This window comes from Aestuariibaculum marinum, assembly GCF_014596975.1.
Lineage (GTDB): Bacteria > Bacteroidota > Bacteroidia > Flavobacteriales > Flavobacteriaceae > Aestuariibaculum > Aestuariibaculum marinum.
On the sequence record NZ_JACVXD010000012.1, the window covers coordinates 80,712 to 96,254 of the forward strand.

Consider the following 15,543-nt stretch of genomic DNA (forward strand, 5'->3'; position numbering starts at 1 on the left):
TATGCGGGAATTCTATAGTAACGGTAAACTTTTAATTTCAGGAGAATATGTTGTGCTTGACGGTGCGAAAGCATTAGCGTTACCAACAAAGTTTGGACAGTCTTTAACAGTAACGCCTATCGATGAACCCAAACTCATTTGGAAAAGTTACAATAGAGATAAATCGTTATGGTTTGAAGGAACTTTTGAAATTGAAAATGGCAAACTGAAACCAAATCAAAATAATGAGACTTCAGATAGAATTGTTCAAATTATACAGGCTGCAAAAACCTTAAATCCAGATTTTTTAAGTTCAAATCAAGGCTGTACTATTTCAACAGCATTAACATTCCCAAAAAACTGGGGATTAGGAACATCATCAACCCTTATTAATAATATTGCTGATTGGGCAAAGGTTGATGCTTTCGAATTGCTGAAAAACACCTTTGGCGGTAGCGGTTACGATATTGCCTGTGCTCAAAACGATGCGCCCATTACTTTTCAAAGAACACCAAATGGAATTGAAGTCAACACCTTAGATTTCAGCCCTGAATTTAAAGAACATATCTATTTTGTGTATTTAAACGAAAAACAAAACAGCCGTGAAGGTATAGCAACGTATAATAGCAACAAATCGAATATTAAGCCTGTTATTTCTGAAATTAATGAAATAACTTCCAAGCTCATTAATTGTGATTCGTTTAAACAGTTTGAAGACTTATTAACGCAGCATGAAACTATTATTTCAAAAGTCACCAAGCAACAACCTGTTAAAGACCGGTTATTTCCAGATTTTAATGGTGTTGTAAAAAGTCTTGGCGCCTGGGGAGGTGATTTTGTTTTAGTGACGAGTGAAGGTAATCCAACAGCGTACTTTAAAGAAAAAGGTTTCCATACGGTAATCCCATACTCCGATATGATTCTATAAAAAACCAAAAGAGCAACGTTATATAACGTTGCTCTTTTGGTTTTGCGTTAGAGGTTGAAAAGAAAAGCCCACAGCGATTATTCGCGAGGACTTGTATTGTAAAACCCGACCCGGAGGGTAACGCCATAAATTTATTTACCATACAAAGCACCATAGGTTATGCAGGCTCTGTAATCGGCAGATTCTTTATCCATTCCAAATGAAGCCCAAGCGCTAGGACGAAAAATTTTATCCTCCGACACGTTATGCATATTAACAGGAATACGAAGCATTGAAGCCAAAGTAATCAAATCCGCTCCAATGTGCCCATAAGAAATCGCACCATGATTAGCACCCCAATTTGCCATGACGCTGTACACATCTTTAAATGGTCCTCGCCCTGTAAGGTTAGGAACAAACCAAGTGGTTGGCCAGGTTGGATTTGTACGTTCGTTAATGGTATGATGTACTTCTTCTGGTAATTCTACAGTTTGTCCTTCGGCAATTTGTAAAACAGGTCCAATACCCTTTACAATATTAATTCGACACATGGTTACAGGCATCCCTCCTTTTGTTTTAAAGGTAGAAGAATAGCCTCCACCCCGAAAATATTCTAACATTCCAGGTCCCCAAGTAGTATGTTCTAAACATTTATCAACTTCTTCTTCTGTAATATCCCACCAAGGCTTCATTGCTGGTTGTCCATCAATAGTTTGTTCTCCCGTACCGTCTAATGCCGAGGCTCCCGAATTTATTAAATGTATAAATCCGTTAGAGGCTGCTCCAGTTAAAGTGTATCCTGTTACTCGTTTCACCGATTCGGGACTCCAATACGTACGCACATCACTAAAAATTTGAGCAGATCCCGTTAATAAGTGACCGAACAACATAGACACCCCGTTTAAACTATCGTTTTCTGTTGCAAACATAAAAGGCTGACGAATACCATTCCAATCGAAAGAGGAAGTTAAAATAGCCTCCATAAAATCACCATTCGGGAAATGGTCTGTCCACTGTCGTTGCCCTTGAAATCCTCCTGAAATAGCATTATGCCCAAGTGCTTCTTCTCCATAGCCTAATTGTTTTAATTTGGGATTACCTATCATTAAATCGCGCCCTATAAGAGCCATTTTTACCACAAACTCCCAATCTTGATCAAGCTGTTCCCTTGCTTTTAGCTTTCCATCTGGGTTGTAATTCTTTCCTTCCTTACAATTTGCTTTAGTCCAGACCAATGCTTTTTCATATTCTTCTTTATCGTAAATCTCCTGCTCTATACGTCGTGTAAACTCAGACATATCGACATTCTCACAACGCATACCTAAATACCTTTCAAAAAAATCAGGATTCACAATAGACCCTGCAATCCCCATAGAAACAGACCCCATAGATAAATAAGATTTCCCTTTCATGGTAGCTACAGCCAGACCTGCCTTTCCGAAAGCCAACAATTTCTCCTGTACATCTTCAGGTATCGATGTATCATCACTATCCTGCACATCTCTACCATATATACTAAATGCAGGAAGGCCTTTTTGGTTATGTCCTGCCAATGCTGCTGCCAGGTAAACTGCACCAGGACGTTCGGTACCATTAAATCCCCAAATCGCTTTTGGTATTAAGGGATCCATATCGATTGTTTCACTGCCGTAACACCAGCATGGTGTTACAGTTAAACTAAGCCCGACGCCTTCTCTGGAAAATTTATCTGCCGAGGCTGCTGCTTCAGCAACACCTCCAATGCAAGTATCCGAAATAACGCATTCAACCAAACTGCCATCTGCATGTCTTAAATTATTTGACAAAAAATCGGCCGCACGCTTAGCCATATTCATTGTACTGTCTTCTAGAGATTCACGCACGCCATCAAGTCGACCATCTATAACAGGACGAATTCCTATTTTTGGCAGCTTCCCTATTAATGTTTTGTAATTCATCTTAATATCTTATATAGTTTATGTTGCTTATTTATGCTTTGGTTTTAGTAAATAGGACACTAAAAAGCCCACTAAAAAAATGGCCATAGTACCAAATACTATAGTTAAATACGTATGAAAGGAGGCCCCAATAGAATCCGGTCCCAAAATACGTTCTGAAAATGTCAACCACAGAATCACTAAAATTCCTGCTATCATCCCAATAATTGCCCCTGTAGCGCGTTTCACTCTTGTGCTCATAGCTAATAGGAATAAACCTAACATTCCTCCGCTAAAAATTGAGGATAATTTCCACCAGGCATCTAAAGCACTTTTCACATCAATCATAGCTATACCAATACCAACACCTATTAAACTAATAATAGCTGAAGACATGTAAAGCACTCGCATATGCTGTTTGTTAGATGCTTTTTTATTGATATACCGGTTATAATAATCGGTTAGAAACACCGTTGCCGAGCTATTAAAACTGGTTGAAATCGTACTCATACCTGCTGCAAAAATAGAAGCAATCATTAAACCTGTTAATCCAGGTGGTAAGGCATTTACAATAAAATACGGAAACACTCTGTCGGCTTTCGCTACATCCTGTAATTCTACAGGAAGAGTTGCAGCAGAATGATAATAGCCAAATAAAGCGGTTCCTATAAACAGAAACAATATCGAGATTGGCAAATAAATTAGTCCGCCTATTAATGCTGAACGCTGCGCTTCTTTATCTGATTTTAAAACCATATAGCGTTGTACATAATTCTGATCGATACCATAATTCTGAAGGTTGATAAATACACCATAAATAAGAACCACCCAAAACGTAGGTTCGGTTAAATCGAGCCTAAAACTCCCCAAACTAAACTTGTTATATTCCGCTCCGATTGAAAATATCTGAGATGGACCTTCTGGCATACTAAATAACATATAAACAATACAACCCAGAGCGCCAACAATTAAAATAATTCCCTGAATAGCATCTGTCCATAACACAGCTGTAATACCTCCTAACATAGAATAAACTGCTACAATAATACCTGTAAACAAAATAATAGTAGCAATATCCCAACCTACAATTGCATTTAAGGTTAGAGCCAGTAAATAAAGAATAGTGCCTACGCGCATGAGTTGGGTTAACAAATAGCATAGGGACACATAAATTCGTGCCCAGGCACCAAATCGCTGCTCCATAAAAGTATATGCCGATGGACTATTGATTTTTCGATACAGCGGCACAAAATATTTTACAGCGATTAGAGTTGCAATGGGTAATGACAAACTAAACACTAAAGCATTCCAATTAGACTGAAATGCGTTACCCGGTAGAGCCAAATAACTGATGCTACTCACAAAAGTTGCAAAAATTGACATGGTAACCACCCATCCAGGTATATCTTTATTCCCAACCGTATAAGATTCGGATGTTTTATTTCTTTTAAAGAAAGAACCTCCAAATAGGGCAATTCCACCTATGTAAAGAAAAAACACAACAAGATCTGTAAAATTCATTAATCCTTTTAGATTTTAGTTAAGTTGGCAAAAATAATATCTTTTTAAGTTTAATTTGGTTAAGATTAAACTGGTATTTTTTTATTAACCCAAGATAGCTTCTATTTCCTTTTTTATCCGGTTTACGCTATCTCTAACCTGAGACATTTCCTTCTCTTCAAATGTATTAAATGGTGGCGCAATGTAGGGTTGAATTAAGCCCAATACCGATAACGCTGATTTTAATCCTTTTAAATAGCTCGATCCGTAAGATCCTATAGTATATATTTTTGTGGCGACATCCATCACCAAATTTTGTAGCACCCGAATGCGGTCAAAATCTCTCGCTATAGTCGCGTTATACAATTCAACATACAGCTTCGGAAACATATTCGCTCCACCGTTAACACCGCCGCTACCTCCCATTAAAATGGTTTCTGAGGTGATTTCTTCAGGACCTACTAATAATGAAAAGTCTTCTTTAAACTTCAGCATATAACATAGCGACTGATAATACACCGTATTAGCCGAACTATCTTTCAATCCAATAATATTTGGATGCTCGGCTAATCGCAATACCGTACCTCTGTCTATATTTACTTTGGTATGTGAAGGCATATTATAAAGAAATAAAGGTAAAGGCAATTGACTTGCCAAACTCCAGTAGTACTTATATAATTCTTCCTGACCCAAACCATAATAAAATGGTGGTGCAGCAACCACTGCCGTGGCTCCGGCCTGATGAGCAATATGCGCTAAATGTAAACTCTCTTCTATAGATGTATCGGTAACCCCAACAAACACAGGAATTCTTCCGTTTACAATGCGGCAGGTTTCATTAATTAAAAGCTCTCTCGTTAAATAGCTTAAACTGGTAGACTCTCCTGTTGTCCCTAAAATAAACACCCCGTGAACCCCTCCTGCAATTAAATGTTCTAATAATGTATTTACACTTTCAACATCAAGAGAAAGATTATCCGACAATAGCGGTGTCACCATAGGAGGCACAATTCCCTTAACAATGGTTTGGTTTGTTCCTGTAGACATATTAGCAATGCTTATTTTATTTGGTTTAGCTTAATTTACAATTAATCTGTCATTAACTGCTATTTAAATTTAAGAATATCACAACAAAATAATGCAACTATCAACCATCGGTCAATTTTATAAATTTTAAGTTAAGGCATAAAAAAAGCGGAACAACATTGTTCCGCTTTTAAATATTATTAAGAGTTCTTTTATTGAATCTGAGTTTCTACTCGATTATCTTCAATATCAGCTGACTCTTTTAATGCGTTATATAACTTAGAAGTTACAACATTCATTTTTTGTTGTTCCACACGGTTAGCTGCAGCTTGATAGTTTTCTAAAGCTACTGCAGGAGTTACTTTGGTAACTTGCACCATATAAACACCATTATTACCATCGATTAATTCTGAAGTTTCCCCTTCGCTTAATCCGAAAGCAGCACCAACAACTAATGGTTCTCTACCAGCACCAGAAATGGTTGGATTCTTCATGTTAATAGCTGACGCTGTTCTAACAGATGTATTTTGGCTAGCTGCTAAATCATCTAAGTTAGTTGCAGATACTCTATCTCTAAGCATCTCAGCTTTTTTCTCTTTACGGATGATTGGTAATACACTTGCTGTTGCTTCTTCAACAGACATTAATCCTTTTTCATGCTTCGCTACTAATTGCGCAATGACATACCCATTAGTTACAGAGAAACGTTTGATAGCACCAACATTGTTACCTTCTTCAAAAGCCCAACGTACAATTTGTCTTTGGTTACCAACACCTGGAATATTTTCGTCTAAAACTTTAATACCATTTACAGGTCTAACTACAAACTTTTGAGCTTCAGCTTCAGCATCAAAATCTTTATCATCCAATACTGCTAATTCAAAACTTGATGCATCTCTAAACACCTTATCTATAGTTGCTTCAGAAGGCTCAATGCGTCTTGCAATTGTTCCAACCTGAACAGCTTTTTGTTTTTCTTTAAGACCTTCAATCTCGATAATATGGTAACCGAATACCGTTTTAACCACACCTAAATCACCAACATTCCCTTCGAATTCGAAATCGTTGAATTCAGGAACCATAGTGTTGTATGGGTGCCAGTCGTAACGCCCTTCGTTCTCTACACTTCCTTTATCTGAAGAAAACTCTGTTACTAACTCTGGGAACTTAGAACGATCTGCTTTAATTACCGCTAATAAACTATCGGCAGTTGCTTTAGCCTGCGCATCAGTTTGGGTAACGTCCATTTGTGCACTTTGCGCTCCGATAAACGGAATTAAAATGTGTCTTACTTTTGCTGAATCTGGTACTTGTTTAGCAGCAACTACTTTTGAAATTTTATAGTAACCGTTATCCTTATAAGGACCATAAGTTTCACCTACATTCAATTTAAAAATACTATCTGCAATAGTAGATGGTAAACTTGATTTGAATAAGAAACGATCGTCAAATTTGATATCTGAATTTGAATTTACAAATCCTTCATCATCTGTAGTACTTAAAAACCCTTTTACAGATTCGTTAGCTTTAGTAACGCTATTGTACTCTTCTCTATCTTTTAAAAGATCTGTTAATTCCTTTTTAATTTCGTTTTCATCTTCTACAGATGCTACTTCATTAAACTGAACAAACTTAATATCTCTTGAAGCTTCTACTTCGTATTGCTTTTTGTTTTTACTTATGTAGCTTGAAATATCAGATTTAGACACTTCAACTAAACTATCGGCAATCGAGCTATAAGCTAACTGTACATATTTAATATCTACTTTGTTCCCTTCTAACTTATACTCTAGTTCTCCTTCTGCTAACGTTCCTGTTAAACCAGCTTTAACCATGTTAAAGTAGTTTTGTTGTAACGCATTAGAAGCAATAGTTTTCTCGTAGTTTACCCACTGCGAATACCCTTCTGCCGATGTTTCTTTTAAGTTTGCGATATATTCGTTTAACTTATTTTCATCAAATAATCCAGCTTCGTTTAAAAACTCCGGGCTATTTGCTAAAGCAGTTTTTAAAATATCACGCATCTGGTCTTTTTCAACAGAAATACCTAACTCTTCAAATTGAGTTTCCATTACTGCTTTTCTTACTTCCTGATCCCAAACACGGTTCATTACTTGTGTATTGGTTGCATTAGGACCTAATTGGCGTTGCATTACTTCCACTTTTTGAAGAAAATCTTCACGGGTAATATCCTTTCCATTAATTGTCGCTACTACATTGTCGCTACCTGCAAAAGCACTTCCGCTTTTAAATAAATCTGCTAATACAAAAGAAAATAACGCCAGTGCTATGACTACTATTAAAAATAGTGAGCGTTGTCTAATCTTATTTAAAACTGCCATCTGTAATTAAAAATTTTTAAAAAATCCTTGTTGGGATTTAGCTTGTTAAGTTCTATATATGTGACTCCCGCACATACGTCGTGGGCGAAAATACTATTTTCTATTTAATAATAAAAGCCCTTAGATGTGATTTAATTAAACATTAATCCTCATCTAAAATTTTAAGCTGAATAAGGTCTATTTTAGTATTCGATACTTCTACGATTGAAAATTGAAAATTATCAATTTTTACAATCTCATCCTGAGCTGGAATTTCTTCGGTATGGTTTACAATTAACCCTCCTAAAGTCTCATAATTTTCACCTTCCGGAAGATTCAATTTATAGGTTTCATTAATATAATCAACCTCCAAACGTGCTGAAAACGTGTAGGTTTCATCATCTAGCTTCTCCTCAATTAAATCGACGGTATCGTGCTCATCTTCAATTTCTCCAAATAACTCTTCTACAATATCTTCAACCGACATAATACCTGAGGTTCCTCCATACTCATCCAAAACCACTGCGATACTTTTTCGTTTTTTGATCAATAAACTTAATACGTCTTTTATCAAAACAGTTTCCGGAACAAACTCCACTGGTAAAACCATCGCCTTAATATTTTTCGGCTTTTTAAACAATTCGAAGGAATGTACATACCCCACAATATCATCAATCGTCTCTTTATACACCAAAATTTTAGTAAACCCGGTTTCGGTAAACAAACTACTTAGGTTTTTTAGAGAATCGTTAATTTCAATAGCTGTAATTTCTGTTCGAGGTACCATAACCTCACGGGCTTTAACTTCAGAAAACTCTAGGGCATTCTGGAAAATCTGAATTTCGGAATCGACTTCCTCATGTTCCTCAACAGATTCCATTTGCTCACTAATATAGTTACCCAGTTCTACTTTTGTAAATGCCAGTTGAATTTGATCGCCTTCTGTTTTAAACACATGTTTAAGCACAAAATCGGAAATCCATATCACGAAATCGGAAATTAAACTAAACAGAATATAAAACACATATGCCGGAATGGCCAAGGTTTTAATTAAGGTATTGGCGTAAATTTGAAAAAACACCTTCGGCAAAAATTCTGCCGTAATTAAAATAACTAAGGTTGAAATTATAGTTTGCGATAACAAACTAAAGTCCGTTAACATTAAATTGATAAAATTGTAGGTTGATGGTAACAGCGACTGAAACCATTCTACCAACAAATCGCCCATAAAAAAACCGTAAATAACCAAAGCAATATTATTACCAATAAGCATGGTTGCAATAAACTTGGATGGTTTAGCGGTAAGTTTTTTTAAGACGTTGGAAAGCAAGCCTTCCTGCTTTTTCTCAATTTCAATGTGAATTTTATTTGAAGACACATAAGCAATCTCCATTCCTGAGAAAAAAGCCGACAATAATAATGATACAATTATGATAATAACATAAATGCTCATCTATTTTTTATTGTTTTTATTACCGTATTTGTTAGCAAACTTTCTTCTGAAGAAAAATATAAAAATCGCAAGGCCAGCTAAGGCGAAAGACACATATGCGCCATTGCCTTTACCTAATTTAGTAATGCCATCATAAAGAAATAAAACAGCGAAAACCAGATAAGCGAATTGAAAAATTTTAGAGTATTTCATAAGGTTATATTAGTGCTCGAAGACATCAACAATAACTGAAAATGTATTCGGGTATGTGTTAATTTTTGTAATGTAAAGATAATTAAATTTGAAGTAAAGCGAATTTTAATTTCGCAAGTTTGCAACTATTTCTAATCTTCTACGGTAATAACACCTGTTACTTCAAGTACTTCGGCGTTTGTGAATTTAGAATTAGAATCGAAACCATTACCATTAATAATATCGGTTTCAGATGTAAAAGTTACCGGCTTATTGGTAAACAACCATTCTTTCTTTTGGTCGTAGTACAGCTGGTCGGTTTTTAACTCACGGTTATCAACTGTAGTGATTACCACATTTCCTTGTAAATCGATTAAATCGGTTTTATTATACACTATAGCATAATCTGCCACAACGGTACTTTTTTTATTCTCCTCATCGTAGAGGTACAAGGTTATACCTCCTTGAAACTCGTTAAACGGAAAGTCTCGATTACTATAATCCAGCATTTTTGCGCTTAACAAATTGGCGGTTACCCGACCAGAATCGGTATATTTTAAGTTAATATGTTCGGCAACACCCATAGGCTCGTTTTCAGACATTCCTAATTGTTGCACTTCATTGTAACTGTTGTTACATGAAAAAAACATTGTCACCGTTAATAAAGTCACAATGTAAAATGTATTATTCAACTTCTTTGTATTCATTAAATATTTTCAACCTTTAAAAGATGCTCACCTTTTAAGAATTTTAGTTTTTCCCCACAACAGGAACCGTTACAACCTCGCTAATCCAACAATCTATTTTTATAACCTCACCAGAACATCCACAACTAAAAACATCTTGTTTAGAAGGCGCTAATGCCATATACCTTTCTACAGATTGCTTCCCTGCCGCTCCGGCTTTCATAGCTTCATTGGCTGCCAACCAATATACTGCTCTTTTATTAAACGCCGTGTCTCCACAATTATTAGCACTCGCTGCATACATGGCTGCAATAGAAATATTAGGACTGGTATCTGACGGGTTAAGTTTTAATGCTTGTCTGAAAAAATTTCTGGCCTGCCCGTAACTTCCTTTAGCTTTCAACTTCTGAGCAATGGTTTTATTAAGTTTAGCTTTTTTAAAATTATCAGTTTCTAAACTAATCGCTTCTTTGTAATATTTAATAGCTTCATTTGGTTTTCCTTCCTTATCTTTTAAAATACCCAAATAGTACGCCGAATTGGCTGAAGGTTTTAACTCATGTAAGGCATTAACCAACTTGATAAATAATGGATCACCCGTACATTCCTTTTCAGACATTTTACCAGCAGTTCTTTTTAACCAAAGCTCATTGGTTTTATTAGCCTCGAATTCTTTAGTGTATAAAGGAATTAAATTTTCACAATTGGCTCTATCTCCTAATTTACCATCTATCGATTTTGAAACTGTTTCATATGCCCCTAACCAATCTTCATAAATCCCCATGTTCTTTTTTTCGGCAGAAGTTAAAGTAGCTCCAGAGGATTCCTTTTCAATTAATGCATTTAACTTTGCTGCATAATTAGATACCTCTAATTCCACTTTTTCTGTTATGTCATCATACTTATCAAATAACTCAGCATCCGACTTCTTTTTTGCATCATACAAATCAACGATCAAAGAAAAATAAGTATACAGACTTTTAGGATGAGAAAATGATGTTTTATCTTCTTTATAAGCTTGATCAAAACAACTGTAAAGTTTATCATCCGTTTTATTTAAAAGCGCTTTATTGTCGTATTGCAATTGGCAAGACTTTGCCAGGTATTGTCCTTTTGGAGTTTTACTTGAAAAATGTTTCAAACGTTCCTCCCATAATTTCACCAAGTCGTTTATATACGCAACCTTTTCAACTCCTTGGGCCTTTTCTATTTTATATTCTAACACGTCTTCACCTTTCGAATAAATACCTAAACTATATTTTGGACATTTATTTCTTACTAACATCCAAGGTTCGTAGGCTGCATCAAAATTTTTGGACTTAGCGCTCTCATAAAACAATGAAAAGTTTAATACGCATTCTTCATCTTGTTGCGAAAAACCAAAAAGCCCTATTAAAAATAGGGCCATTGATAAAATTATATTTTTAGAACTTCTAGCGTTCATCTTTTAGATATTAGGAACCGTTACTGAACCGTTAATCCAACAACCAATGCTGATTACCTTACCTGCATTTCCTGCACTAAAGATTTCAGATTTTTGTGGTGCTTTAGCGCGGTAACTCGCTGCCGATTGTGCTGCTGCCTTTTTTAAGGTTGCATCTGCACGTCCAGCTTTATCAGCTTCTGCAGCTGCTAACCAGTAAACTGCTCTTTTATTAAACGCTGTATCTCCACAATTATTGGCACTTGCTGCATACATTGCTGCAATAGCTAAATACGGACGACCGTTTGATGGGTTTAATTTAAGTGCCTGACGGAAATAATTTCTCGCCTGACCGTAGCTTCCTGATTTCTTAAATTTAGTTCCAACACGGTATACAATTTTCGACTTTTTATAGTTATCAGTCTCTAAATCGATAGCTTGTTGATAAAACTTAACAGCTTCGCTTGACTTACCCTCTTTATCTTTTAATACACCTAAATAATAAGCTGAGTTTGCAGAAGGGTTTAATTCGTGTTGTGCATTTACTAACCTAACAAACAACGGACTATCTGTACATTCTTTTTCGTACATTTTAGCTACCGCTCTACGAATCCATGTTTCGTTTGTTTTGTTTGCTTCAAAGTCTTTTTCGTATAAAGGAATTAAGTTCTCACAGTTTGCGCGATCACCTAATTTTTTATCCATGGCACCAGCTACCTGATCATAAGCTTTCAAATAACTTTCGTAATATCTTTTGTACTGTGCATCTTTACCTGTTAAATCTGTACCTGCAGCCTCTTCTTTCTCGATAAGCGGATTTAATTTTTGAGAATAGTTTTCTATTTCACTTTCAACTTTCTCTGCAACATCATCATACTTATCAAATAATTCTGCATCTGTTTTCTTTTTAGCATCATATAAGTCTACCATTAAAGAAAAGTAAGAATACAAACTCTTAGGATTTGTAAATGTTTCTTTATCTAATTTATAAGCAGCATCAAAACAAGCATATAAATCTTCAGCCGATTTATTTAATAATTTGTAGTTGTCGTATTGTAACTGACAAGCTTGTGCAGCATATTCTCCTTTTGGTGTTTTACTTGGGAAATACTCTACTCTTTGTTCCCAAAGTTTTAATAAATCATTTATTACTGCAACTTTTTGGTCTCCTTCAACTTTATCTAATTTATCCTCTAAAATTTTCTCACCATCAATATAGATAGCAATATTAAATTTCGGGCATTTTTCTCTTACAGCCTTCCAAGGCTCGTAAGCGGCTTCATAATTCTTTGCTTTTACATACTCATGGAATATAGAAAGCTTAGTCATACATTCCTCATCTTGTTGTGCAAAACCTGTGAAGCCAACAAATAATAAAGCAAATAAAAATGTAAATTTCGTCTTCATGTTTCTTAATTTTTCTCTTTTCTGTTAGTCATATTTCCTTTTTTGAAACCATCTATCGTTCAAAGATAAGCTTAATTGGAAATTAATAAAATTCTCTTGTATTAAATTGCTGTTAGTTGTTCCTCTTTTTCCAAGTTCTACACCCATGTTTGCATTAGAGAAGAAAGTACCAACTGGTAATCCTACTCCAAAAGATATGCCAAACTCGTTTATAGACTCGTCTTCGATTTGTAAACCTGTATTTTCGAAATGCATTCCGGCTCTATAGGTTATACGTTTAAAATAATTATTGAAGGAGTTATATTGCGGAATATAAAAACCTCCAATGGTATATGATTGCGAATCTTCGTAAGTTGAAGCTCCCGTTCTATATAATTCATTTGAAAAATTACTTGTACTCATAAACAGGGTTTCAATCCCTACAAACCATTTTAATGGTTGCCCGATACCTGCTCCGAAAGATAATTTCGATGGCATAACCAAGTCTGTTTCTAGCAAGCCTTGCTCTTCTAAATCTTCATCAATAGTATCTACAACAAACTCCTGGCCTGTACTTGAAAGGGTTATTGTAGAGTAAGAACGTTCGTTTTTAGAGACCAAATCGCTTTGCGGTGTATAGGTTAAGGCTGAAACAAACTCAAGTTTTTCAGTTATCATGGTTTTGTAATTCACCCCTAAATTTACATTTAGACCACTTAAATCTGATCTATTGTTTTCTCTGGACTGATATTGTGTTGGTACACCATCATCATCATAATTAAATGCTACTGTACTATTTTGAATATTCCCAAAGTTGTAATGAACATCTAAACCTACATTTAAGCCCTTCATAATTTGATATCCTAAGCCCATGAACACTTTATTCACGCCACCTTCGCCTCGAAATCTATGAGAAATACCATTATCGTTTAACGACTCTAATTTGTACCCTACCGATGTATAAGGCATTAAACCAAAACCAACACCGAATTTCCCCATAGGGATATTCATTGCTAAATAATCGAATGTTGCAGAAGAGGCATTATCACTACTACTTTCACTTTTTAAGTTAATGCTAGAATATGTTCCTCCAACAGTATACTTAACGAGACTACTGCCATCGTTAAGGCCTTCAAAATTATTACCAGCGTAAGAAGCCGGGTTTCTTAAGTTAACATGAATACTATCTGAATAAATACTAAGTCCTCCCATACTACGGTTTTCTACAGTACCTTTAAATTTTAAGCTACCAATGCCGTAAAAAGAATATGGAGAGGCGGTTCCCTCTTGTCCGTAACTTTTAATTGCAATTACTGCAATAAAAATTAATACAAGTTTTTTAATCATTCGTTTGAATTATATAGTAATATTTGATTTAGACCTTCTAAAAGAAAATTTTGGTTGACAAATATGGTACTTTTTAATTGGTTAGACAAGAAATTACAATCGCCCCCTGTTAAAATAACTGTTAAATCTGGATATTTTTGTTGATAATTAAGAATAATTCCTTCGATTTCATTTAAAACACCGTAAACAACACCAGAATGTATTGAATTAATTGTGGAGTTTCCTGTAATACTTTTTGGCTTTTCTGTTTCTAACAATGGTAAATTAGCGGTTTGGTTATGTAACGACTTATAACGCATTCTCAACCCTGGGGAAATAGCACCTCCCAGATACTCGTGTTTATTTGTTACGAAATCATAAGTAATGCAAGTGCCGGCGTCTATAATTAACGTATTTTTTTTAGGAAATCTATTAACTGCTGCACACACCAAACCAATACGATCGACTCCCAATGTCTTCGGTGTTTGATATAAGTTATTAAAAGGCAATTTAGTATTAGAATCAACAACTAATAGTTCTAATTGCTCTTTTAAATCGTTTATAATACTTTTATCCAACTTTGCTACAGAAGAAATAATAGCCCGATTTATAGTCTTAAACGTCTGTTTTAACTTATTTATAGCTTCAACAAGTTCACTCTGCTCAACGACCTGCTTTTCTAAAAATTTATTCTCTTTAAAAACTGCTAGCTTAACCAGCGTATTACCTACATCAATTACTAAATTCATCTGTTCTATTAAAGCTGTAAATTTACAAAACCAGAATTAATAAACCCCTGCTTCATGTATACTACTGATTACAAACATTATAAAAATTAAAAACCAAAAAAAACACATTTTTTTCAAATTTATTTTGGTGAAAATGTAAAAAGAACATAAATTTGCAACCGCTTAACAGAGGTACCTTAGCTCAGTTGGTAGAGCAAAGGACTGAAAATCCTTGTGTCCCTGGTTCGATTCCTGGAGGTACCACTACAAAAATCCTGAAACATTTGTTTCGGGATTTTTTGTTTTATATAATGTTACTACTCTCTTTATTTAATGGTCGCCAATAGATGTTTAGCCTGAACACGTCTTAGAATCCATACACACAATTTATATAACATTTGAAACTTAATTCTCCCTAATCCCAGCAGCAAGTAATATTACTCCCGTAAACCTCCTTAAATTTATACAGATTATTTTTATAGGATATACCTGATTTACAACGCGAAAAGCAATACATGTATTTTAGATAAAAAAACTTCGTCTATCTTTTCACTTTTCTCTTGGTAGCAATGCAAAAAGCTTATATATTTGCAACCGCTTAACAGAGGTACCTTAGCTCAGTTGGTAGAGCAAAGGACTGAAAATCCTTGTGTCCCTGGTTCGATTCCTGGAGGTACCACTACAAAAATCCTGAAACATTTGTTTCGGGATTTTTTGTTTT

12 protein-coding genes and 2 tRNA genes are annotated in these 15,543 nt (G+C 35.2%); 3 read left to right on the forward strand and 11 right to left on the reverse strand.

What is annotated here, in order from left to right; translation table 11 throughout:
- The first annotated feature begins 1 nt into the window (after position 1).
- Positions 2-907 (forward strand): GYDIA family GHMP kinase, encoded by a 906-nt coding sequence (locus ICJ85_RS14925; protein ID WP_188224600.1) that lies wholly within the window; start codon positions 2-4, stop codon positions 905-907.
- A 131-nt stretch (positions 908-1,038) separates the two neighbouring features.
- Here the strand turns inward: ICJ85_RS14925 and ICJ85_RS14930 are convergent, their stop codons facing one another.
- From ICJ85_RS14930 to ICJ85_RS14980, 11 genes are all read right to left on the reverse strand, one after another.
- Complete coding sequence (locus tag ICJ85_RS14930) at positions 1,039-2,823, reverse strand: L-fucose isomerase (RefSeq protein ID WP_188224601.1); 1,785 nt, start codon at positions 2,821-2,823, stop codon at positions 1,039-1,041.
- Between the two features lie 27 nt (positions 2,824-2,850).
- The gene (locus ICJ85_RS14935) at positions 2,851-4,323 is read right to left on the reverse strand and encodes a sodium:solute symporter (RefSeq protein ID WP_188224602.1); all 1,473 of its coding nucleotides are present in this window, start codon (positions 4,321-4,323) and stop codon (positions 2,851-2,853) included.
- Positions 4,324-4,407: 84 nt separating this feature from the next.
- Positions 4,408-5,349: a dihydrodipicolinate synthase family protein gene (locus ICJ85_RS14940; protein ID WP_188224603.1), complete on the reverse strand. Its 942-nt coding sequence runs from the start codon at positions 5,347-5,349 to the stop codon at positions 4,408-4,410.
- Between the two features lie 191 nt (positions 5,350-5,540).
- The gene (locus ICJ85_RS14945; RefSeq protein WP_188224604.1) at positions 5,541-7,670 is read right to left on the reverse strand and encodes a SurA N-terminal domain-containing protein; all 2,130 of its coding nucleotides are present in this window, start codon (positions 7,668-7,670) and stop codon (positions 5,541-5,543) included.
- A 142-nt stretch (positions 7,671-7,812) separates the two neighbouring features.
- Positions 7,813-9,102 (reverse strand): hemolysin family protein, encoded by a 1,290-nt coding sequence (locus ICJ85_RS14950; RefSeq protein WP_188224605.1) that lies wholly within the window; start codon positions 9,100-9,102, stop codon positions 7,813-7,815.
- Positions 9,103-9,294: a hypothetical protein gene (locus tag ICJ85_RS14955; RefSeq protein ID WP_188224606.1), complete on the reverse strand. Its 192-nt coding sequence runs from the start codon at positions 9,292-9,294 to the stop codon at positions 9,103-9,105.
- A 131-nt stretch (positions 9,295-9,425) separates the two neighbouring features.
- The gene (gene lptC / locus ICJ85_RS14960; protein WP_188224607.1) at positions 9,426-9,980 is read right to left on the reverse strand and encodes an LPS export ABC transporter periplasmic protein LptC; all 555 of its coding nucleotides are present in this window, start codon (positions 9,978-9,980) and stop codon (positions 9,426-9,428) included.
- Between the two features lie 43 nt (positions 9,981-10,023).
- Positions 10,024-11,367: a tetratricopeptide repeat protein gene (locus tag ICJ85_RS14965; RefSeq protein WP_241739561.1), complete on the reverse strand. Its 1,344-nt coding sequence runs from the start codon at positions 11,365-11,367 to the stop codon at positions 10,024-10,026.
- A gap of 39 nt (positions 11,368-11,406) precedes the next feature.
- Positions 11,407-12,789 (reverse strand): hypothetical protein, encoded by a 1,383-nt coding sequence (locus tag ICJ85_RS14970; RefSeq protein WP_188224609.1) that lies wholly within the window; start codon positions 12,787-12,789, stop codon positions 11,407-11,409.
- A gap of 24 nt (positions 12,790-12,813) precedes the next feature.
- Entirely contained in the window at positions 12,814-14,115 is a 1,302-nt protein-coding gene (locus ICJ85_RS14975; RefSeq protein ID WP_188224610.1) for a hypothetical protein, read from the reverse strand.
- Complete coding sequence (locus ICJ85_RS14980) at positions 14,112-14,843, reverse strand: type III pantothenate kinase (protein ID WP_188224611.1); 732 nt, start codon at positions 14,841-14,843, stop codon at positions 14,112-14,114. The genes ICJ85_RS14975 and ICJ85_RS14980 overlap by 4 nt, the downstream gene beginning before the upstream one ends.
- A gap of 170 nt (positions 14,844-15,013) precedes the next feature.
- On the opposite strand from ICJ85_RS14980, the gene ICJ85_RS14985 reads away from it, so the two are divergent.
- Positions 15,014-15,086 (forward strand) — tRNA-Phe (locus tag ICJ85_RS14985).
- A 342-nt stretch (positions 15,087-15,428) separates the two neighbouring features.
- A tRNA-Phe gene (locus ICJ85_RS14990) sits at positions 15,429-15,501 on the forward strand.
- Positions 15,502-15,543 lie beyond the last annotated feature (42 nt).

Excerpts from the sequence above, each read along its gene's own strand:
- ICJ85_RS14925 (WP_188224600.1), top strand. The coding sequence starts at position 2 with ATGCGGGAATTCTATAGTAACGGTAAACTTTTAATTTCAGGAGAATAT.
- ICJ85_RS14930 (WP_188224601.1), bottom strand. The coding sequence starts at position 2,823 with ATGAATTACAAAACATTAATAGGGAAGCTGCCAAAAATAGGAATTCGT.
- ICJ85_RS14935 (WP_188224602.1), bottom strand. The coding sequence starts at position 4,323 with ATGAATTTTACAGATCTTGTTGTGTTTTTTCTTTACATAGGTGGAATT.
- ICJ85_RS14940 (WP_188224603.1), bottom strand. The coding sequence starts at position 5,349 with ATGTCTACAGGAACAAACCAAACCATTGTTAAGGGAATTGTGCCTCCT.
- ICJ85_RS14945 (WP_188224604.1), bottom strand. The coding sequence starts at position 7,670 with ATGGCAGTTTTAAATAAGATTAGACAACGCTCACTATTTTTAATAGTA.
- ICJ85_RS14950 (WP_188224605.1), bottom strand. The coding sequence starts at position 9,102 with ATGAGCATTTATGTTATTATCATAATTGTATCATTATTATTGTCGGCT.
- ICJ85_RS14955 (WP_188224606.1), bottom strand. The coding sequence starts at position 9,294 with ATGAAATACTCTAAAATTTTTCAATTCGCTTATCTGGTTTTCGCTGTT.
- lptC (WP_188224607.1), bottom strand. The coding sequence starts at position 9,980 with ATGAATACAAAGAAGTTGAATAATACATTTTACATTGTGACTTTATTA.
- ICJ85_RS14965 (WP_241739561.1), bottom strand. The coding sequence starts at position 11,367 with ATGGCCCTATTTTTAATAGGGCTTTTTGGTTTTTCGCAACAAGATGAA.
- ICJ85_RS14970 (WP_188224609.1), bottom strand. The coding sequence starts at position 12,789 with ATGAAGACGAAATTTACATTTTTATTTGCTTTATTATTTGTTGGCTTC.
- ICJ85_RS14975 (WP_188224610.1), bottom strand. The coding sequence starts at position 14,115 with ATGATTAAAAAACTTGTATTAATTTTTATTGCAGTAATTGCAATTAAA.
- ICJ85_RS14980 (WP_188224611.1), bottom strand. The coding sequence starts at position 14,843 with ATGAATTTAGTAATTGATGTAGGTAATACGCTGGTTAAGCTAGCAGTT.